The 22,855-nt window shown below is 71.6% G+C and carries 5 protein-coding genes; 1 reads left to right on the top strand and 4 read right to left on the bottom strand.

Annotated features, from left to right (window positions below; translation table 11 throughout):
* Positions 1–323 precede the first annotated feature (323 nt).
* Positions 324–668, top strand: a complete 345-nt coding sequence (locus HUW46_RS40205) for a VOC family protein (protein WP_215543892.1) — start codon at positions 324–326, stop codon at positions 666–668.
* A gap of 54 nt (positions 669–722) precedes the next feature.
* Here the strand turns inward: HUW46_RS40205 and HUW46_RS40200 are convergent, their stop codons facing one another.
* The 4 genes from HUW46_RS40200 to HUW46_RS40185 all read right to left on the bottom strand — a co-directional run bounded on the left by HUW46_RS40200 (position 723) and on the right by HUW46_RS40185 (position 22,855).
* Complete coding sequence (locus HUW46_RS40200; RefSeq protein ID WP_215543891.1) at positions 723–1,922, bottom strand: cytochrome P450; 1,200 nt, start codon at positions 1,920–1,922, stop codon at positions 723–725.
* A gap of 61 nt (positions 1,923–1,983) precedes the next feature.
* Positions 1,984–11,823: a type I polyketide synthase gene (locus HUW46_RS40195; protein WP_215543890.1), complete on the bottom strand. Its 9,840-nt coding sequence runs from the start codon at positions 11,821–11,823 to the stop codon at positions 1,984–1,986.
* 75 nt (positions 11,824–11,898) lie between these two features.
* A complete protein-coding gene (locus tag HUW46_RS40190) occupies positions 11,899–21,384 on the bottom strand; it encodes a type I polyketide synthase (protein WP_442861008.1) in 9,486 nt (3,161 codons plus the stop codon).
* Positions 21,385–21,505: 121 nt separating this feature from the next.
* Positions 21,506–22,855, bottom strand: coding sequence for a glycosyltransferase (locus HUW46_RS40185; protein ID WP_215543888.1), 1,350 nt, complete (start codon positions 22,853–22,855; stop codon positions 21,506–21,508).

Below are 22,855 nucleotides of genomic sequence, written 5' to 3'. Positions count from 1 at the left end.
CGGAGCAAGAGCGACGGCCCCTCCCCGGCCGGCACCGCACCCCGACTGAACGTGATGGTCCTCGTTCTACCCCATACAGGCGACCCTCCCGTCTCATCGGCGCACAGTGACCACTGTGCCCGCCACTGTCACCATAGCCGCTTTCAACGACCTTGCACATGCCTTCCACCGGGGCCGAGCAGGTTTTCCGCTGCTAGACTCAGCCAAGAAAGAAACCTACCCGAAACGACATTTCCGGTCCGCTGCCGCAAAGAATAGCGTCAGCGCGTGAACCACGAGAGGGTACGTTGTCAACCGACACAAACAAACCGATATTCTTCGAAGTGTCCACCGATTCAATTTCCACGGTCGAACAATTTTACCAAACCGTATTCCCCTGGCAACTCAACCCGACTCCGGACAGCACTTACAAGTTCGTCGGCGTCGAAGGATTCGAGGGAAATGCCGGCGGAATCTACGACAACAAGGGAGCCGAAGCGAACTGGAGCATCTATTGCATGATGGTCGAAGACGTGGACGAGGTGTGCCGCCAGGTCGTCGACGAAGGCGGCCTCATCACATACCCGACCGAAGTCAACGACGACGAGCACGGCGTGATGAAGGCCGCCCAATTCGAAGATCCGTCCGGCAACCGGTTCGCGGTGGTGTCGTTCACCCCGAAGTCCTGAACACCGTGACGTGACGGCGGGCGGACCCCTCGGGGCCGCCCGCCGTCACGTGCGCTACCACTCGACGGGCAGGCTCTGCACCCCGTAGTTCGGCAGCTCCACCCTCGTCACGACCTCTTCGGGCGCGACACCGAGCCGCAGCGTGGGAAACCGCCGCAGCAGGGCGGGCAGCGCGATGCGCAGTTCCATCCGGCCCAACTGCTGCCCGAGGCACTGGTGCACGCCGTAGCCGAAGGCGACGTGACCGGCCGGCTCCCTGGTGAGGTCGAGCCGGTTCGGATCGGGGAACCGGGCCGGGTCGCGATTCGCCGCCGGAAGCGAAATGGCGACCGTCTGCCCTTTCTTCACCAGCACGCCACCGAGTTCGACGTCTTCGAGCGCGGTCCGGTTGCTGATGTCGTACTGGGTGATGGTCAGATACCGCAGCAACTCCTCGGTCGCGGTGTCCACGACCGAGGGGTCGTTCCTCAGCAGTTCCATCTGATCCGGGTGCTGGAAGAGCAGGAACGTCCCGAGACCGAGCATGTGCGCCGTGGTCTCGAAACCCGCGAGCAGCATCATGAAGCTCATGCCGACCAGTTCGTCGTCGGACAGCTCGGCCTCCTGGTTGGTGATCAGGCCGCTGATGATGTCGGTGCCGGGTTCGGCGCGCTTGCGCGCCACGAGACCGAGCAAATACGAGTAGACCTCTTGGTAGATCTCCCCGACCTCCTCCTCGACGCCCTTGATGTCGAAGACCGGTTCGACCCTCCGCAGGAAGTACTCGTACTCGTCGTACGGGATGCCGAGGAGTTCGCAGATCACGGTCGACGGGACCGGGATGGCGTACTCCCGCATCAGATCGGCCGGTGACCCGTGCCGCTCCATCGCGTCCAGCTGATCGGCCACGATCTGCTCGATCCGGGACTCCAACTGCTTGAGCCGCCGTGCGGTGAACTGGCCGACGACCAGCTTGCGCAGCCGGGTGTGCTCCGGGGCGTCCATGTACACGAAGACGCCGGGTTGCTCCGGGGTAGTTGGCAAGTCCATCACCGCGGAGCGCCGGAGCGCGCCGCGCGCGCTGAACCGCCGGTCGGTCAACACCGCCCTGGTCAGCGCGTGACCGGTCACCAACCACCCGATCGCCCCGTCCGGGAAGGTCATCGGGGTGATCAGACGCCCCTCTTCGTGCAGGGCGATCAGCTCGTCCGGTGGGTCGAACGGGCACCTCCGCGCCATCGGCATCCGCGGCGGACTGGCGGTCTGTTCGGTCATTTCGACTCCATTGCTTCTCGTCGCCGTCATCGTGGGTGTTCTCACCTTGCGCTTCGGTCCCTCAGGACTGGCCGAGTTCCCGGTCGAGCAGAGCGAAGATCGACTCTCCGTCAGCCGCCCCGAGGTCGTCGTCCTGGCCGGCTCCGCGCTGCCTCCACAGCTCGACGAGATCGTGCAGGCGGGTTGCCACGGCGGCCCGCTCCACGTCATCGACGTCCGCGCCCACCAGGTTTCGCTCCAGCCGGTCCAACTCGTCCGCCAACGACACCGGCCCGGCGGGCACCGCTTCGGCGAACAGCCGCGCAGCCAGGTGCTCGGCCAGCGCGAGCGGGGTCGGCTGGTCGAACACGAGGCTCGCGGGGAGGTCCAGACCGGTGGCCTCGTTCAACCGGTTGCGGATCTCCACTGCCGCCAGCGACTCGAAACCCAGGTCCCGGAACGCCTTGCGTGCGTCGATTCCCGCGGGTTCAGCGTGTCTGAGCACCACCGCCACCTGATGCCGCACCAGGTCGAGCAGGGCGTCCAAGCGCTCACCGGCGGGAAGCCCGCCGAGCCGCTGCCGCCAACTGCCGCGAGGCTCGGCTGTCGTCGGTGACGGCCCGATCGCGTGCTCGGCGATCAGTTCGGCGAGCAACGGAACGGGGCGGTCGTTCTCCAGGGACCTGTTCTCCCAGTTGAAGTCCACCACGACCGGGGCCGTCCGGTCCTGCTCCAGGATCCGGCGCAGCGCCGCGAGCGCCAGCTCCGGTGCCATCGGGCGCGCACCGCGCCTGCGCAGCAGCTCCCCCACGACACCGTCGGCCATGCCGCCCTCGTCCCAGTGGCCCCAGCCGATCGAGGTGGCGGGCAGGCCCTGCGCCCGGCGATGGTGCGCCAGCGCGTCGAGGAAGGCGTTGCCCGGCGCGTAATTGCCCTGGCCGATCACGCCGAAGGTACCGGCGAAGGAGGAGAACAACACGAACGCCGAAAGTGCCGTGTCCTTGGTGAGCTCGTGCAGGTTGACCGCGCCGTCCACCTTGACCCGGATGACCCGATCGACCTGCTCGAGGGTCAGTGAGTCGAGCAGCGCGTCGTCCAGGATCGCCGCCGTGTGCACGACGGCGGACAGCGGGTACCGCTCGGGGATCCCGGCCAGTACCCCGGCCAGTTCGGCGCGATCGGACACATCGCAGGCGGCGATCGTCACCTCCGCGCCCGAACGGGCCAGATCGGCGGCCAGCGCCTCGGCTCCCGCCGCTTCCCGGCCACGCCTGCTGGTCACCAGGATGTGCTCCGCTCCGCATTCGGCCAGCCACCGCGCCACCTGGCCGCCGAGCGCACCGGTCCCGCCGGTGACCAGCACGGTGCCGCTCGGTCGCCAGTGGTCCGCCTGCTGGGCGCGCAGCGGCGCCCTGACCAGCCGGGCGACGAACGTGCCCGCCTCCCGCACCGCGAACTCGTCCTCGTCCGCCGCCCCGGCCAGCACCGCGGCCAGCCCTGCCACCGATCGCGTGTCCGGCGTGCCGGGCAGGTCGACCAACCCGCCCCAGCGCTCGGGGTGCTCCACCCCGACCACGCGGCCGAGCCCCCAGACCATCGCCTGCACCGGCGCGCTCACCACGTCGGTGCCGCCGACGGTGACCGCGCCGCTGGTGACGCACCAGATCGGTGTGGTGAAGCCCGCTTCCCCGTGCGCCTGCACGAACGTCAGCGTGTGCGCCAACCCGGCAGGCGTCGATCCGAACGGCTCCGCGAACCGTTCGTCCAGTGCCAGTGCGGAAAGCGTGCCCACCGGCTGGCCGTGCTCGTCCGCCAGCTCCCGTAGCCGCCGCGCCAGGTGATCCCGGTCCAGGTCCGCGCCGCCCAGATCGACCCGCACCACGGTGGCGCCGTGTTCGTCCAACGCGCGCACGCAGCATTCGACCGCGCCGGGGGCGGCGCCGACCGGGGCAACCAGCAGCCAGACCCCGGTCAGCACCGGTGCGCTGCCGGTACTCACCGGACGCCATTCGACGCGGTGCGACCAAGAATCGAGTACCGAGTCCGTGTGCCGATCGCGGTGCCAGCGGGCCAGGGACGGCAGCAGCGACTTCAGGGAATCCCGCTCGCTCGCGTCGGACAAGGCCAACGTTCCGGCCAACCCGTCCAGGTCGGCGCCGTCCACCGCGTCCCAGAAATCCTTGTCCGCTCCGGCGACAGGGGCCTGCTCGGCGGCGACGGGCCAGTAGCGGGCGCGCTGGAAGGCGTAGGTCGGCAAGGGAACCCGGCGGGTGGGCCGTCCGGAGAACCACGACGACCAGTCCACCGGGGCGCCACGGACGTACGCCTGCGCCAACGAGAGGAGGAACCGGTCCGGCCCACCGTCGTTCCGGCGCAGCGATCCGACCACGGCCGCGTGCTCGCGCGCCTCGTCGATCGTTTCCTGCACCCCCGCCGCCAGTACCGGGTGCGCGCCGATCTCGACGAACAGCCGGTGCCGGTCCGCCAGCAGCGCGCGGACCGTGTCGGCGAACCCGACCGGCATCCGGGCGTTTTCGAACCAGTACTCGGGGCCGAGGTCGATCCCGTCGACCACGCTGCCGGTCACCGTGGAGTAGAACGGTATGTCGCCGGAGACCGGGCGGATCGGGGCCAGCAGGTCGATCAACCGGTCGTGCAGCGGATCGACCTGCGTACCGTGCGAAGCCACGGTCGCGGCGACGATCCTGGCGCGCACCCCGTCCGCCTCGCAGTCGGCGACCAGCTCCGCCAGCACGGCGGTTTCGCCGGACACCGTGGTGGCACTGGGGCCGTTGACCCCGGCCACGGTGAGCCTCCCGCCCCAGCGCGCCAGCCGTGCACGCACCGCGGCGACCGGCGCCATGACGGAGGCGATGGCTCCGTTGCCTGCCAGCTCGTCGGCGAACAGCTTGCTCCGCAACGCCACGACTCGCGCCGCGTCCTCGAGGCTGAGCGCTCCGGCGACGAACGCGGCGGCCACTTCGCCCTGGGAGTGCCCGACCACGGCGTCCGGCACGACTCCGCACGAGCGCCACAGTTCCGCCAACGCCACCATCACCGCGAACAGCACCGGTTGCAGCACTTCGATGCGATCCAGTCCGGGCGCGCCGCGCAGCACCTCGGTCACCGACCAGTCGACGAACGGCGCGAGAGCCCACTCGCAGTCGGCCAGCCGGTCGGCGAAGACCGGGCAGGAGTCGATCAGGTCCAAGCCCATGCCGAGCCACTGCGCCCCCTGCCCGGGGAAGATGAAAACCACTTTGCCTTCGACGTCGGCGACTCCCTCGACCAGCCGCGGCGAGGGACGTCCGGCCGCGAGATCGCCCAGCCCGGCGGCGAGAACCGCCCGGTCCTCCGCGACGACCACGGCGCGGTGCTCCAGCGCCGATCTGGTGGTGGCAAGCGAATGCCCGAGCTCAGACACGGTCAGCCCGGCGTGCTCGTCGAGATGCGAACGCAGTTTCGCGGCCTGCTCCGCGAGTGCTCCCGGGTCGCGGGCCGACAACGGGATCGGCACGCAGCCACCGGCCGTCCCGCCGTCGGCGGGCTCAGCCTCCGGCTCGACGTGTTCCAGCACGACGTGCGCGTTGGTTCCGCTGATCCCGAACGACGACACCGCACCCCGCCTCGGCGCGTGGGTCACCGGCCAGTCCCGCTGTTCGGTGAGCAGGCGCAGCATCCCCGACGACCAGTCCACTTCGGACGTCGGCCGGTCGGCGTGCAGGGTTTTCGGCAGTACCCCGTTGTGCATGGCCAGAACCATCTTGATCACACCAGCGGCACCGGACGCGGCCTGGGTGTGGCCGATGTTGGACTTCACCGACCCCAACCACAACGGCCGCTCACGACCCCGCCCATACGTCGCCAGCAACGCCTGCGCCTCGATCGGATCACCCAACGCCGTACCCGTCCCATGCGCCTCCACCACATCCACATCGGACACACCAAGACCCGCGTTCGCCAACGCCTGCCGAATCACCCGCTGCTGCGACGGACCATTAGGCGCCGTCAACCCATTCGACGCACCATCCTGATTCACCGCAGAACCCCGCACCACCGCCAACACCCGATGCCCATTCCGACGCGCATCCGACAACCGCTCCACCAGGAGCATGCCGACCCCCTCCGACCACCCGGTGCCGTCCGCGCCCTCCGCGAACGACTTGCACCGGCCGTCCGAAGCGAGGGCGCCCTGGCGGATCAGCTCCCCGAAGATGCCGGGGGTCGCCATCACCGTCACGCCACCCGCCAGCGCCAGCGAACACTCGCCCTGGCGGAGTGCCTGGCAAGCCATGTGCAGCGCGACGAGCGAGGACGAGCACGCGGTGTCCAGGGTGACCGCGGGCCCTTCGAAACCGAAGGTGTACGAGATGCGCCCCGACGCCACGCTGCCAGCCGCCCCGGTGCTGAGATATCCCTCGGCCTGTTCGGGCGACGCGGACAGCGCCATCCCGTAGTCGTGGTACATCACGCCCGTGTAGACGGCGGTGTCGGAGCCGCGCAGCGAATCAGCCGGAATTCCGGCGCGCTCCAGCACCTCCCACGAGGCTTCCAGCAGCAGCCGCTGCTGCGGGTCCATCGCCAGCGCCTCACGCGGCGAAATGCCGAAAAGACCGGCATCGAACCAGCCCGCGTCGTAGAGGAAACCGCCCTCCAGGACGTACTTGCTCCCAGGACGGCTCCGCGCGGCCTGTGCGAGCTGGTCGTTGTCCCAGCCGCGGTCGGCGGGAAACGCGGAGATCCCGTCACCTCCGGTCGCGAGCAGGGCCCACAGTTCCTCCGGCGACCGGACTCCGCCGGGGAACCGGCAGCTCATCGCCACGATCGCCACGGGTTCGTCGGTCTCGGCCCGCACGCGGCCGACCGTCGCGGGCCGCGATCTCCCGCCGAGCTCGTCCACGAGGTGTTCGACGAGCGCCTCCGGGGTCGGGTGGTCGAACACCAGGGTGGCGGGCAGTCGCACCCCGAGCCCCTCGCTGAGCCGGTCGCGCAGTTCCACCGCGGTGAGCGAGTCGAATCCGAGCTCCTTGAAGGCCCTGCGATACCCGATCTGATCGGCGTCGGTCTGCTGGAGCACCAGTGCCACCTCGGCCAGCACCGCGTCGAGGATCGCCGCGCGCTGGTCGGCCTCGGGAAGACGCGCGATGCGCCGTCCCAGCGGCTCCGCGCCTGCCTGTGTCGCGGGTTTGCCACGCACCAGTGCCTTCAGCAGCGCGGGAACCGGGGCGCCGAACAGGTCCGGATTGAGGCCGACCGCGACCAGCAGCGCCTTGTCCGTGGCCAGCGCCAGATCGAAGAGGGCCATCCCGCGTTCCGCGGACAGTGCCGCCACTCCACCCCGGGCGAGCCGCCGCCGTGCCTCGCCGTCCAGCCCCGCGGCCATCCCGGCTCCAGTGGCCCACGGCCCCCAGGCCAGCGCCACCGCGGGTAGTCCCGCCGCTCTGCGATGCGACGCCAGCGCGTCGAGGAACGCGTTCGCGGCGGCGTAGTTGGCTTGTCCCGCGTTGCCGAACACCCCGGAGGCCGAGGAGTACAGGACGAACGCGTCGAGATCCGCGTCGCGGGTGAGCTCGTGCAGATGCCATGCGCCGTCGACCTTCGGGCGCAGGACTTCGGCGACCCGCTCCGGCGTGAGCTCGCCGAACAACCCGTCATCGAGCACTCCAGCGGTGTGCACCACCGCGGTCAGCGGGTGTTCCGCCGGAATGCCCGCGAGCAGGCGGGCCACCGCCTCCCGGTCGGCGACGTCGCACCGCGCGACACGGGCTTCGGCCCCGAGCGCGGCCAGCTCGTCCACCAGCCCGGGGGCGTTCCCGGTCCTGCTGGCCAGCAGGATCCGCCGGACCCCGTGCACCTCGGCGAGATGGCGCGCCACCACACCACCGAGCGCGCCGGTGCCACCGGTGATCAGCACCGTACCGTCCGGATTCCACGCCGTCGCCCGTTCGCCAGGCCGGGCGCGGACCAGCCTCGGCACCAGCATCTCGCCGGAGCGCAACGCCAACCGGGGTTCACCGGACGCGACGGCAGCGCGCACCGCCGCGGACACCGCGCGCGAGGACTCCCCGGACCCGTCCACCTCGACGAGCACGATCCGGTCCGGGTGCTCGCTCTGGACCGACCGGAGCATTCCCGACACCGCGGCGCCTGCCAGGTCCTCGCCCGTCACCACGACCAGCCGGTCGGCGACGTCGTGGTCTTCGGCCAGCCAGGCCCGCACCTCGGCCAACGCCGCCCGCACCCGGTCGTGCACCTCCGGCACCACCGCGCCGCCACGGGACTCGGTGCACCACACCACCCGCACGGGCACATCGGCGACCGCGTCGCCCGGCGCGGCGGGAACCCAGTCCACCTCGAACAGCGAACGCGCCGCCCCGCGCGGCGTGGCGTTCACATCGCGCGAGGACACCGGTCGAAGAACCAGCGAGTCGATCGTGCAGACCGGCAGGCCATCGCCGTCGGCCATCAGCACGCGCACCCGATCCCGGTCGAGCCTGGTCAACCGCACGCGGAGCGCGGTCGCGCGGTCCGCGTGCAGCGCCACACCCGTCCACGTGAACGGCAGGTGCGCCGAGTCGGCGTCCTCCCCGGCCACGCCGAGGCCCATCGGGTGCATGGCCGCGTCCAGCAGTGCCGGGTGCACCCCGTACGCGCCCGCCTCCCCGGCCAACGCGACCTCCGCGTACAGCTCCTCTCCCTGCCTCCATACCGCGCGCAGGCACTGGAACGCCGGGCCGTAGCCGAAACCGATCACCGCGGCGACGTCGGCGTAGAACGAGCTGACGTCAACCGGTTCCGCCCCGGGGGGCGGCCAGGCCCGCAAGTCGCCCGGGACCCGCGGGCGGTCCGCGGCGACCCGTCCGCCCGCGTACCGGACCCATGGCGCGGTGGCGTCGTCCTCGCGCCGGGCGAACAGGGTCAGGGTGCGCTCGTCCGGCGCGCCCGCCACCAGCCGCAGCAACACGGTCCCGTCCTCGGGCGCGACCAACGGCACACCGATGTCGAACTCGTCGAGCCCGTGCCCGCCGAGCCGTTCCGCCGCCCACAGGAAGAGTTCGAGCATGGCCGAGCCCGGTACGAGCACTGTGCCGAGAACCTCGTGATCGGCCAGCCACGGGTGGGCCCGTAGCGAGATGCGGCCGGTGAAGACCATCCCGCCGTCCTCGGGCAGTTCGAGGCACGCGTCCAGGAAAGGGTGCTCGGCCGGGGCGAGGCCCAGCTCGGCCGGGTCGTCGTACCGGGAGGTCGGCTCCAGCCAGAGCCGACGTCGTTGGAACGCGTAGGTGGGCAGGGCCGTTTTCGTGGTGCTGTACGACGCGAGGACGGCGGCCCAGTCCACCGCGACCCCGCGGACGTGCAACCGGGCCAGCGCCCCTTCCACCGCCGCGCCCTCGTCGCGGTCCGACCGCAGCGCCGGGATGAACTCGGCATCGCCGAGACCGGACAACGCCGCACCGGGACCGACCTCCAGGAAGGTGTTCACCCCGGCCTCACCGAGCGCACCGACCGCGTCGGCGAACCGGACCGTCCGCCGAACGTGCCGGATCCAGTGCTCGGGAGAGATCAGCTCGGCGGCCTCGGCGATGCGGCCGGTCACGGTGGACACCAAGGGAAGCCGCGGCGGGTGCGGGTCCATCCGCGCGATCTCGGCCCGGAATCCGGCGAGCATCGGCTCCATCAACGGGGAGTGGAACGCGTGGCTCACGTTGAGCCGCTTGGTGCGCAGCCCGAGCGCGCGGCAGCGCTCCGCCACGGCCGCGACCGCGTGTTCGGCACCGGAAACGACCACCGAGTCCGGTCCGTTGACCGCCGCGACCGAGATGTCGTCGCGGCGGTCCAGCAGCTCAGCGACCTCGGCCTCGGCGGCACGCACGCTCAGCATCGCCCCGGTGGCCGGCAGGTCCCGCATGAGACGGCCTCGTGCCGCGATCAGGGCACAGGCGTCGTCCAGTGCCAGCACACCGGCGACGTGCGCGGCCGTGATCTCCCCCACCGAATGCCCGGCGAGGAAGGCGGGCCGCACTCCCCAGTGCTCCAGCAGGCGGTAGAGCGCCACCTCGACGGCGAAGATGCCCGCCTGCGCGAAATCGGTGCGGTTGAGCAGTTCGTCGTCCTCGGCGAACACGACGTCGCGCAGCGGCCGGTCCAAAAACGGTCGCAGGCCGTCGCACACCGCGTCGAAGGCGTTCGCGAACGGCGGGTGCGCCTCGTACAACTGGCGCCCCATGCCGACCCGTTGCGTGCCCTGCCCGGAAAACACCACCGCGAGCGCGCCTTCCACCGTGGCACCGGTGAGAAGCCCGGCGTGCGTGGAGCCCGAAACCAGCGCCGCGAGCCTCGCCTCGATCGTCTTCGCGTCGCCTCCGAGCAGGACCGCGCGGTGTGCCAGTGCCGCGCGCGTGGTCGCGAGCGAGTAGGCGATGTCGTTGACGCTTTCGTCGACATCGGCGCGCACGTGGGTCAACAACCGCGCCGCCTGCGCGCGCAACGCGGCCGGAGTGTGCCCAGAAAGCACCCACGGCGCCGCTTCCCCTGCCCTCGGCGCGGATCGGGGCTCCGCCTGGCGCGGCGGCGGCTCTTCGAGGATCACGTGCGCGTTGGTACCGCTGACGCCGAACGACGAAACGCCCGCTCGGCGAGGTGTCCCGGCCGAGGGCCACGGCACCGGCTCGGTGAGCAGCTCCACCGCGCCCGCCGCCCAGTCCACGTGGCTGGTCGGGGTGTCCACGTGCAGGGTCCTCGGCAGCAGACCGTGCCGCATCGCCATCAGCATCTTGATGATCCCGGCCACGCCCGCGGCCGCCTGGGTGTGCCCGAGGTTCGACTTGAGCGAGCCGAGCCGCAACGGCGCGGCGGTGCGGCGGCTCCCGTAGGTGGCCAGCAGCGCCTGTGCTTCGATCGGGTCACCGAGCGTGGTCCCGGTGCCGTGGGCCTCCACGACATCCACGCCGTCCACGGACAGCGTCGCGTTCGCCAGCGCCTGCCGGATCACCCGCTCCTGCGCGGGGCCGTTGGGCGCGGTCAACCCGTTGGAAGCGCCGTCGGAGTTCACCGCCGAGCCTTTGAGCACCCCGTGCACCGGGTGCCCGTCGCGCACCGCCGTCGACAGCGGCTCGAGCAGGAGGACGCCGGCGCCTTCGCTCCAGACGGTCCCGTCGGCGGCCTCCGCGAACGGCTTGCACCGCCCGTCCCGGGCCAGCCCGCCCTGTTTGGCGAACTCCCGGAACCCACCGGGGGTGGTCATCACGGTGACCCCGCCGACCAGCGCCATCGAGCACTCGCCAGCCTGGATCGACTTCGCCGCGAGGTGCAGTGCGACCAGCGACGAGGAACAGGCCGTGTCCAACGTGACCGAAGGGCCTTCCAGCCCCAGTACGTAGGAGATCCTCCCGGACAGCACCGCGGCGGGTGCGCCGGTCACGCCGTAACCTTCGGCCTCCGGCGACCGGACGATGAACGCCGCGTAGTCCTGGACGCTGCTCCCCACGAACACACCCACCCGCTGTCCCCGGAGGGAACCGGGGTCGATCGCGGCGTTTTCCAATGCCTCCCAAGCGGTTTCGAGCAGAAGCCGCTGCTGCGGGTCCATCGCTTTGGCCTCACGAGGCGAAATGCCGAAGAACTCCGGATCGAACTCGCCCGCGTCGTACAGGAATCCGCCACGCCGCGCCGCGCCGTCCCCTGCTTCGGCAGGCCAACCTCGGTCGGTCGGGAAGTCACCGATGGCGTCGACACCGTCGGCCACCAGCCGCCACAACGACTCCGGGCTGTCGATGCCGCCGGGATAGCGGCAGGCCATGCCGGCCACGGCGATCGGCTCCGCGGTGGTCCCCGCCAGCTCCAGGTTCCGCTTGCGCAACCGCTCGTTGTCCACCATGGACGTGCGCAGCGCGTGAACCACCTGCTCGAACGACATGTCCACCGCAGACTCCCCAGGGTCGAGTACCGCCGGATCGACACTACGAACAACGGCCTTGCATCCGGCTTGTACGGCCGATCAGGACGCGTTCGCGCCGTCCATGGCTTTGCGGACCAGCTCGGCCACGTCCATCGCCATGATCTGGCCCGCTTCGTCACCAGGAGACTCCGTCACCGACGGGATCAGCCGCGACCGCAGGTAGTCGGCGACGGCAAGCGGGGTCGGGCGGTCGTAGGCAAGGCTGGCGGGCAGCCGCAGCCCGGTGGCCACCATGAGCCGATTGCGCAGCTCGACCGCGGCGAGAGACTCGAAACCCAGTTCCCGGAACGGTTTCCGCACTCCGATACCGGTCTTGTCCGGCAGCCCGAGCACCACGGCCGCCTCGTCGCGCACGAGGTCCAGCAGCAGTGCGTCCTGTTCCACTCGTGTGCGGTCGCGCAGCCTCGCCGTGAACACGGAGTCCTCCGGCTCGTCATCCTCCGACGTCTCCAGTACCGCCCGCGCCTCGGGAAGATCCGCCAGCAGCGCACTGGCGCGGCTGATGGTGAAGGCGGGCGCGAAGCGGTCCCACTGGGTATCGGTGATCACCGTGAGCGGCTCGGGGTCCGCGACCGCTTGCCGGATCGCGGTCAGCATCAGCTCGGGCCCCATCGGGCGCAGCCCGAGCCGGTCCCACATCTCGTCGTCGGCTTCGCCCGCCATACCGACCGAGAGCCTGCCCCACGCGATCGAAGTGCCGGCGAGACCCCGTGCCCGCCGCTGAGCGGCGATCGCGTCGAGCGCCGCGTTGGCCGCGGCGTAGATGCCTTGTCCCGCACTGCCCCAGGCGCCGGAGCCCGACGAGAAGAGCACGAACGCCGCCAAGTCGTCGTCCGCGAGCAGTTCGTCCAGGTTCCGCGCACCGGCCACCTTCCCCGCGCGGACGACGGCGAGTTCCTCGGCCCCGGTCTCCGCCAGCGCGGTGAGCTGGCCGATCCCGGCCGTGTGCACGACCGCGTTCAGCCGGGGCAATCCCGCCAGCAGTTCCGCGAGCGCCGCGCGATCGGCGACATCGCACGCGGCGACCGTCACCTCGACGCCCGCCGCAACCAGCTCGGCGCTCAGCTCTCGCGCGCCGGGCGCGTCCTGGCCCCGCCTGCTGACGAGCACCAGGTGCTCCGCCCCCGACCGGGCCAGGCCGCGGGCGATCTCGGCTCCCGCCGCGCCGGTACCGCCGGTGATCAGCACGGCGCCTCGTGGCTGCCACATCCGGGTCCGCGGCTCGGCCCGGACCAGCCTCCGCCCGTACGTACCGGACGCCCGGATCGCGATCTGGTCCTCCCCCGTCCCGGCGAGCACCGCGCGCAACCGGTCCACCGCCGCGGAGTCCAGGACGGGCGGCAGGTCGACGAGGCCGCCCCACCGGTCCGGGTGCTCCAACGCCGCGACCCGGCCCATCCCCCACACCTGCGCGCCGTCCCGGTCCGGCGCGGGATCGGTGGCCACGACACTGACCGCGCCCCTGGTCGCGCACCACAGCGGCGCCTCGATTCCCGCGTCACCGAGGGCCTGCACCAACGCCACCGTCGCGGCGAGCGGATCCTCCTCATGCGACGCGAGCAGCGAAAGGACCCCGGCCACCTCGTGCGACGCGGCGTGCTCGCGGAGCAGATCCGCCAGGGACTCGCGGGTGCTCGGGCGGGGCGGGCGGACCACGACCGATCGCGCCACCGCGGCCAGTACCGCGTCTTCCGGCTCCTCGGCGAGCACCAGCCACTCGCCCGAGGGCATCGCGGCGGAAGCGGGCGTTGCCCGCCACGAGATCCGATAGCGGCAGGAGTCCACAAGCGACTCCTGCTGACGGTGCCGCCACCAGGAAGACAGCGCGGACACAACCGACCGCATCGGCGCGTCTTCGTCCACGTCGAGCGCCTTCGCCAGTGCCGTGGTGTCCCCGGCCTCCACCGATCGCCAGAATTCGGCCTTGGCGGGATCCTGCTCGGTGCGCACCGGCGCGGCGGCGAGCGCGGGCCAGAACCGGCGCCGCTGAAAGGGGTAGGTCGGCAGCGGAATCCGGCGTCCCCCTTCGAGCGCAGGCCAGTCGACGGAAACGCCGCGCACATGCGCTTCCGCCAGTGACGTGGTGAACCGGTCGATACCGCCGTCGCCGAACCGGAGTGAGCCGACGACCGCGGCGTGGGCGGCGCGATCGTCCACGATCTCCTCGACCGGTGCGGTGAGGGTGGGATGCGCGCTCAGCTCCAAGAACACGTCGTGGCCCAGCTCGAGCAGGGTGTGCACGGCTTGTTCGAAGCGCACCGTCTGGCGGAGGTTCCGGTACCAGTACTCCGCGTCGAGAGCGCTGGTGTCGATCAGCCCGCCGGTGACCGTGGAGCAGAACGGTACGGCCGCCGAACGCGGCCGGATGCCGGCCAGCGCCGTGCGGAGTTCTTCGCGCAGCCTCTCCACCTGTGCCGAATGCGCGGCGAAATCGGCTTGCAGCCTGCCCGCGGGCACTCCGGCGGCGGTCAGTTCGGACAGCAGTTCCGCGGCGGCGGTGTCGTCGCCGGACACGGTGACCGAGGCCGGCCCGTTCACCGCGGCCACCGACAGCGCACCGGACCACCTGGCCAGGTGCCGCTCGACCTCGCCGACCGGCAGCGGGACCGTGATCATCCCGCCGTCGCCGGCCAGTACGCGCACCGCCTGGCTGCGTAGCGCGACCACCGCCGCCGCGTCCTCCAGCGAGAGCGCACCCGCCACGTGCGCCGCCGCGATCTCGCCCTGCGAATGCCCGACCACCGCGGCGGGCACCACCCCGCAAGACCGCCACAGCGCCGCGAGCCCGGTCATCACGGTGAACAACGCGGGCTGGACGACCTCGGCCCCACCCAGTGGCACCGTGCCGCGCAGCACCTCGGTCACCGACCAGGCCAGGTGCGGTTCGAAAGCCCGCTCGCAGTCGGCCACGGCTTGCCGGAAGGCCGGAGCGGAATCGAGCAGTGCCGCGCCCATGCCACGCCACTGCCCACCCGCTCCGGCGAAGGCGAACACGACCTTCCCCGTCGTGTCCGCGCATCCGCGCACGACCTGGGCCGCCGTTCCGCCCGAAGCCAGCACACCGAGTCCGCTCACGAGTTCTTCGCGGTCCCGCCCCAGCACCACCGCACGTTGTTCGAAGGCGGTTCGCGTGGTGGCCAAGGAGAACGCGATGTCCCTTTCCGCGTGACCGTCCACAACGGACATCAGGCGCGCGGCCTGGTCGCGCAGGGCCGGTTCGGTGCGCGCCGACAGCACCCAGGACGGAGATCCGGCTGGTGTTTCGGCGGGCTCCGGGGCCGCCGCCGGTGCGGGGGCCTCCTCGATGATCACGTGAGCGTTGGTACCGCTGATCCCGAAGGCGGACACGGCGGCGCGGCGCGGCCGGCCGCGGTCGGGCCAGTGCGCGGACTCGGTGAGCAGCCGCACCGCACCCGGCTCCCAGTCCACCCGCGTCGTGGGCGAGTCCACGTGCAGGGTCTTCGGCAGCACCCGGTGGCGTAGCGCCATGACCATCTTCAGCACGCCGCTGACTCCCGCGGCGGCCTGGGTGTGCCCTAGATTGGACTTGACCGATCCCAGCCACAACGGTTGGTCGGGCCGCCGGTCCTTCCCGTAAGCGGCGATCAGCGCACGCGCCTCGATCGGGTCGCCTAGCCTGGTTCCGGTCCCGTGCGCCTCCACGATGTCCACATCGGACGGTTCGAGCGCGCCGCCGTCCAGCGCCTGCCGGATAACCCGTTGCTGCGCCAACCCGTTCGGCGCGGTCAGGCCGTTGGACTTCCCGTCCGAGTTGACCGCGCTGCCGCGCACCACCGCGAGCACCGGATGTCCGCGCCGCCGCGCGTCGGAGAGCCGCTCCACCAGTAGCACCGCCGCGCCCTCCGCCCACCCGGCGCCGTCGGCGCCGTCGGCGAACGACTTGGACCGGCCGTCCGGGGCGAGCACGCCCTGTCTGGTCAGCTCGACCAGAGAGGCGTCGGTGGCCATCACCGTAGCCCCGCCGCACAGCGCGAGAGAGCACTCGCCGCGGCGCAGCGCGGTCGCCGCCAGGTGCAGGGCGACCAGGGTCGAAGAGCACGCCGTGTCCACCGTGAGCACGGGACCCTCGAGACCGAGCAGGTACGCGATCCTGCCGGAGGCCACACTCGCCGACGTGCCGGTGGACAGATCGCCTTTCAGCTGCTCGCTCGTGCTCGCCAGCACGGCTGGGTAGTCCTGAAGCGTGATGCCCGCGAACACGCCGGTGTCGGTGCCTCGCAGTTCGGCTGGCAGGATGCCCGCGGATTCGACCGCCTCCCAAGCGGTCTCGAGCAGCAATCGGTGCTGGGGGTCCATCACCAGCGCTTCGCGCGGGCTGATGCCGAAGAACTCCGGGTCGAACTCCGCCGCCGTCGTGAGGAAACCGCCCCGCCTGGGACCATCCTCGCCGTGGCGGGATCGCCATCCGCGATCGGCGGGGCAGTCGGCGATCACGTCGAGTCCGGTGGACACCGCCTCCCAAAGCCGGTCCGGGGTGTCGATCCCGCCCGGGAGCCGGCAGCTCATCCCGACGATGGCGATCGGCTCGGTGTCGGCCGCGACCGCGCTGGAGCGCGCTCGGGGGTGCGCATGCCCCCGGCCCGAGGTCAGCTGTGCGTGCAGGTGCTCGGCCAGCGCACCGGCGGTCGGATGATCGAAAACGACGGTGGCCGGCAGTCGCAGGCCGGTGGCGTCCGCGAGCCTGTTGCGGAGTTCCACCACGGTCAGCGAGTCGAACCCGAGATCGCGCAGCGCCCGGTCGCCGTCGATCAGTCGCGGGTCCGTGATCGCCAGCACCGCCGCGACGTTCGTGACCACGAGCTTCAGCAACGTCGCCCGCTGCTCGTCCTCCGATCGCCCCGCGAGCCGCTCGCGCACGCCGCTCGCGACGGCCGTTCGCCGGGTGACGCCGTCGACCAGTTCGCGCAACAGCGGCGAGTCGGCCGTCGCGGCGAAGTCCAGCCGCATCGGCATCAGCACCGGTTCCGGAAATCGCCGGGTCAGATCGAACAGCGCCAGCGCCTCCGGCACGGACAACGCACGGACACCCGTGCTGGTCATCCGGCGCACGGCCCGGGAGTCCAGTGCGGCCGCCATTCCGTCGGCGGCCGCCCACATGCCCCAGCCCAGTGCCAGCGCGGGAAGCCCGTGCGCGTTCCGGTGCGCCGCCAAGGCGTCGAGCGCGCAGTTGGCCGCCGCGTAACTGCCCTGGCCCGGTGTGCCGTACACACCCGAAGCCGACGAGAACAGCACGAACTCGGTCAGGTCGAGATGCCTGGTGAGCTCGTGCAGGTGCCAGGCGCCGACCGCCTTCGCCAGCAGCACCGCGTCCATCCGCTCCGGTGTCAGCGCGGAGAGCACGCCGTCGTCGAGCACGCCCGCGGCGTGCACGACCGCCGTCGGCGGGTACTCGGCCACCAGCGCAGCCACCTCGTCGCGGACTCCGACGTCGCAGGCGATCACGTCGACCGTCGCGCCGAGTTCGCGCAACTCGTCCCTCAGCTCGGCCGCACCCGGAGCCGCCGGGCCACGGCGGCTCGTCAGCACCAGGTGCCGCACCCCGTGCCGTCTCACCAGGTGCCGCGCCACCGCGGCACCGAGCGCGCCGGTGCCTCCGGTGATCAGCGTCGTTCCGGTCGCGTCCCAGCCCGCCGGTTCGGCGGGCACCTCGGCTCGGGCGATCCGGGGCAGCAGCACCGCACCCGCCCTGGCCGCCAGCTGCCACTCCCCCGCGGCGAGGGCCGACAGCACCCCGGCGACGGGCAGTTCGCCGTCGTCCACGTCGAGCAACGCGAACTGCCCCGGGTTCTCCGCCCGCGCCGACCGCACGAGGCCCCACACCGCCGCCCCTGGCAGGTTCGGCACGTCCTCGCCCGGCGACGTGGCCACCGCGCCGCGGGTTACGAACACGAGCTGGGCCCGCGCCTGCCAGTCCTGTGCCGAGGCGAGCGCCGCGCCCGCCGCGGCGCGCACCATCGCGGGCACCTCCGGCGCGTCGCGGAAATCCGGGCAGGCCAAGAAAACCACGTCCGGCGAGTCGGTGCCGTCCGCGTGCCGGCGTACCTCGATCCCGGCCGCGGCGAAGGCGCCAGCCAACGCCGGATCGGGTTCGCCGAGCACGCCGACCGTCGTGCCGAAGGTGGCGGCGGGACGGTGTTCGACCCAGTTGAGCCGGAACAGCGCATCCGCGACGCGAACCCCGGCCACGACGGGATCCGCGGCGTCCTCGTCCCGGAACTCCACGGATTCCACCGTGGCCACCGGCAGCCCGGCCGAGTCGGTGAGTTCGACCGACGAGCCGGTGGTGAACGCACGCACCTTGGTGGCGCCGACGGCGTGCACGGAGACACCGCGCCACCGGAAGGGCGAGCCGGGCGAACCGTGCAACGCCCGGGTCAGCAGGTCCGGGTGCAGCCGGTACCGGTGAACCAGCTCGCCCGCCGCCTCGGCGAGCGCGATGTCGGTACCTTGCTCGCCGTCCCCGATCTCCGTGGCGGGTACCGCCTCCCGGCTCAGCACACCCCGTGCGTGACAGGTCCACTCGTCAGTGCTCGTGGCGTGCACGCTCACGCCGTGGCGGCCGGTGTCGTCGGCCCCTGCCACGCGCACCTGGATCCGGACCGGCGTCGCGAGCGGCAACGGGTCGAGCAGGGTCAGCTCCTCGACCCTGGCGCATCCCGTCTCGTCTCCCGCCCGCACGACCAGGTCGACGAAACCGGCGCCGGGGAACACCGCGTGCCCGGCGAGCCAGTCGTGCTGCGACGCGGACAGCAGGCCGGTGAGCACGACACCGCCGGAATCCGGCAGGGACAGCGCGGCGGACAGCACCGGGTGGTCGATCGATCGCTGTCCCAGCCCGGTCGCGTCGCCGCCGTGCCCGGCGGATTCCAGCCAGTAGCGCTGCCGCTCGAACGCGTACCGGGGCAGCTCGACATCGCGGGCTCCGCTCCCGGCGAACAGTGCCGCGCCGTCCAGCGCCACCCCTCGGGCGTGCATCCTGGCGAGCCCGGTGACCACCGTGACCGGCTCGGGGCGACCGCCGCGCCCCAACGGGATCGCCAAGTCGTCCGGCACCATCACCGACAGGGCCGGCTCCGGACCGATCTCGGCCATGGTGCGCACTCCAGCGCCCATCAGGAACCGCACGCCATCGCCGAAGCGCACGGTCTCACGGACGTGCCGCACCCAGTACTCGGCGGAGCACAGATCCGCCGCCGTGGCGGGCTTCCCGGAGCGATTGGACACGATCGTGATCCCCGGCGGGTGGAAGGCGACACCGTCCAACACGGCCCGGAAAGCGCCGAGCATGGGCTCCATCATCGGGGAGTGGAAGGCGTGCTCCACCGCGAGCCGCTTGGTCCGGCGGTCCTGGAACTCGCCGGCCACCGCGAGCACCGCCGCCTCGGTCCCGGAAACCACGACAGCGTCGGGACCGTTCACCGCCGCGATGCCCGCCGCGTGCTCCCAGCGGGCCAGTACCGCCCGCACCTCGTCTTCGGTGGCCTCAACGGCGAGCATCGCGCCACCGCGCAGGGACTGCATCAGCCGGCCCCTGGCCGCGACTACGGCACAGGCGTCCCGCAACGACAGCACCCCCGCCAGGTGCGCGGCGACGAGTTCGCCCAGCGAGTGCCCGAGCAGGAAGTCGGGGCGCACTCCCCAGCTCACCAGCACGGCGAACAGCGCGACCTCGAACGCGAACAGCGCGGGTTGCGCGTATTCGGTACGCGACAACAGCTCGCTGTCCTCGGCGAACGCGATCTCGCGGAGCGAGGCACCGATCAGCGGATCGAACTCGGCGCACACCTCGTCGAACTTCGCCGCGAACACCGGCAGCGCCTCGTGGAGCTCCCGTCCCATGCCCGGTCGTTGCGAACCTTGGCCGGACAGCAACACCGCGAGCGGACCAGGACGGGCGACATCCCGTACGACATGCTCGCAGTCCGTGCCTGCGGATACCGCGGCCAAACCGGTCAGCACGTCCTCGGCATCGGTCGCGAGCACCACCGCCCGGTGCGCCAGTGCGTCCCGGGTGGCGGTCAGCGACCAGCCGAGATCGAGGTGGCTGGTGCCGGTGCCGCAGGTGGCGAGGAGCCGGTCCGCCTGCGCTCGCAGCGCGGAGGCGGTGTGCCCGGACACCACGCACGGCACCAGCGGCATTTCCGTCGGCTCGACGGGATCGGGCCCGTCCCGCGGCCCGGACTGTTCCAGGATCACGTGCACGTTGGTGCCGCTGAACCCGAACGAGGACACACCCGCGCGACGAGGATCTCCGCCGGTCGCCCAGTCGCGGCGCTCGGTCAGCAGTTCCACGGCGCCCGACGACCAGTCCACGTGTGGACTGGGCTCGTCGACGTGCAGGGTCTTCGGCAGCACCCCGTGCCGCATCGCCATCACCATCTTGATCACCCCGGCGACGCCCGCCGCGGCCTGGGTGTGCGCGAGGTTGGACTTGACCGAACCCAGCCACAACGGCCGCTCACGGCCCTGCCCGTAGGTGGCCAGCAAGGCACCCGCCTCGATCGGATCGCCCAGCCGCGTCCCGGTCCCGTGCGCCTCCACGACGTCCACATCGGACACCGAGAGCCGCGCGTTCGCCAGTGCCGCCCGGATGACCCGTTCCTGCGCCGGGCCGTTCGGCGCGGTCAGCCCGTTGGACGCGCCATCGGAGTTCACCGCGCTGCCCCGCACCACCGCCAGCACCCGGTGCCCGTTGCGCCGCGCGTCCGACAGCCGCTCCAGGAGCAGCAGCCCGGCTCCCTCGGCCCAACTCGTCCCGTCGGCGGCGGCCGCGAACGCCTTGCACCGGCCGTCGGCGGCCATCCCGCCCTGGCGCGCGAACTCCAGGAACGTGGTCGGGGTCGCCATGACCGTGGCGCCGCCGGCGAGCGCGAGATCGCATTCGCCGAGCCGCAGCGCCTGCGCTCCCCAGTGCAGCGCGGACAACGACGAGGAGCACGCGGTGTCCACGGTGATCGCGGGGCCTTCCAGCCCCAGCGTGTAGGCGATCCGGCCGGACATGATGCTGCCCGCACCACCCGTGCCGAGGAAACCGGCGATGCTGGCCGGGATTCGGCCCAGCCGGGCGATGTAGTCGTGGTAGATCACTCCGGTGAACACGCCGCAGCGTCCGCCGCGCACGGTCGAGGGCGGGATGCGGGCGTCTTCGAACGCCTCCCACGCGACCTCCAGCAGCAGTCGCTGCTGCGGATCCATCGCGAACGCCTCGCGCGGGGATATACCGAAGAACCCGGGATCGAAGTCGGGCGCGTCGTGCAGGAAACCACCGACGCGGGCGAATTCGGCGCCAGCCGGATCGGTCAGCTCCGCCCAGCCGCGGTCGGCGGGGAAGTCCGAGACCGCGTCCACCTCGTCGACGAGCAGGCGCCACAGATCACCGGGCGTCCGCACGTCCCCCGGGTACCGGCAGGACATGCCCACGATGGCGACGGGTTCACCGGTCTTTTCCTCGGCCGCGCGCAACCGCTGCTGGAGTGAGCTCGCGTCGGCGACCGCACGCCGCAGGTACTCCCGAAGCCTGGCCTCTTCGGACATTGGACACCAGCTCCTCGAAGGTACGTCGGGGCCAAGGCTCCAACCTGCCCGAGCCGGTCTTGCAGTCGGCTACCACCGCGCTGACACCGGTTCAGGCGTGTTCCAGCACCAGATCGGCGGCCGCGGTCACTCCGCCGGCCGCCTCGAAGCGCCGCTGCCAGTACTCGGCGCGCGACCGGAAACCGTCTTCGGTGAGCAGCCGATCCAGCCGTGCCGTCAGCTCGGCAGGCGGCACCCGCCGGATGTTGTCGACCAGTAGCGCGGCCCCGCTGTTGGCGAACCGAACCCCGAAGTCGCGCGTCTCCCACGAATCCGGGGTGACCAGCAGCGGTTTGCCGAAGTGCAGACCGTGGTTGGCGCCGTAACCTCCGTGCGTCCAGAACGCCATGACGTTCGGATGGGCCAGCACCTCGGTCTGCGGCACCCAGGTCGCCAGCCGGACGTTGTCCGGCGGTGCCTCCGGCAGGAGGCTCTGCTGCGCCGCGTTCAAGCTCCACAGGAACCGGTACCGGCCCCGGAAGGCGGCCATGGTGCCGAGCACCTTCGCCAACCCCGCCGGGGACAGCCGCATGGTCGTGCCGAAGCCGACGTAGACCACCGGAGACCGCTCGGCGAGCCAGCCGGCCAGACCGGGGTGGGACGCCAGCCCCGCGCCCCCGCTGGGCACCATCGGGCCGAGCATGCGCACGTTGTCCGGCACCGGAAAGGGGTACTCGATGCCGAACAAGGTGTTCCCGATGACCGCGGCCGCGGAGTCGGCGAACCGGGAGCTCAATCCGGAGGGATTGCGCAGTCCCAGCGCCCGGCGCCGACGCACGTAGCGGACACTGTCCCCGATGGTGGCGGGATTGAGCAGCACACCCAGCCGCAGCACCTTGAACGTCGAGTTGACCAGCCGTTGCCCGGGAGTCATCGGCAACGGCAACCCGGAGTGCACCGCGGGGAAGTGCCTCGGCAACCGTTCCGGATACAGGTGGCTCACGTGCGGCGCGGAGTTCATTACGTACGGCACACCCCTGGTCATCGCCGCGTCCATGGCGCCGACGCAGTTCGAATCGATCACCATCAGCGACGGCTCGATCTCGTCGATCAGGGCCAGCGCCCGCTGGTACATCCCCAGCACGTGCGCCGGATCGAAGAACTGGCGGAGAAACGCGGCGAAACTGCCCAGCCGCGAAGCGGAGTTCACCCGGTTGTAGGTGGCGTCGTCCCAATTCGCCGGCGACAGGTCGGGACGGGGCTCGCCGAGCGAGGCGAATCCCACGCCGGGGAGCCGTTCGACGTCGGCTTCGCGGTCGTCCGTGGAAGCGAACCAGAGGCCCGCACCGCCCCGCGAGCCGAGTTCTCCCGCGATGGCCAGCAGCGGGGTGATGGGTCCCGCGTGGGCTTCGCTGGCGAACAGGATCGGGCCCCGCCGGGAGATGATCATGATCTCGGCCAA

Origin of the sequence: Amycolatopsis sp. CA-230715 (assembly GCF_018736145.1) — a bacterium.
In the GTDB taxonomy this organism is placed as follows: domain Bacteria; phylum Actinomycetota; class Actinomycetes; order Mycobacteriales; family Pseudonocardiaceae; genus Amycolatopsis.
The sequence above is the reverse complement of the archived record's forward strand: the minus strand, read 5'-3'. Positions and strand labels throughout refer to the sequence as shown.

What these genes read in the sequence shown, in the direction of transcription:
- HUW46_RS40200 (WP_215543891.1), bottom strand. Translation starts at nt 1,922, where the DNA reads ATGACCGAACAGACCGCCAGTCCGCCGCGGATGCCGATGGCGCGGAGG.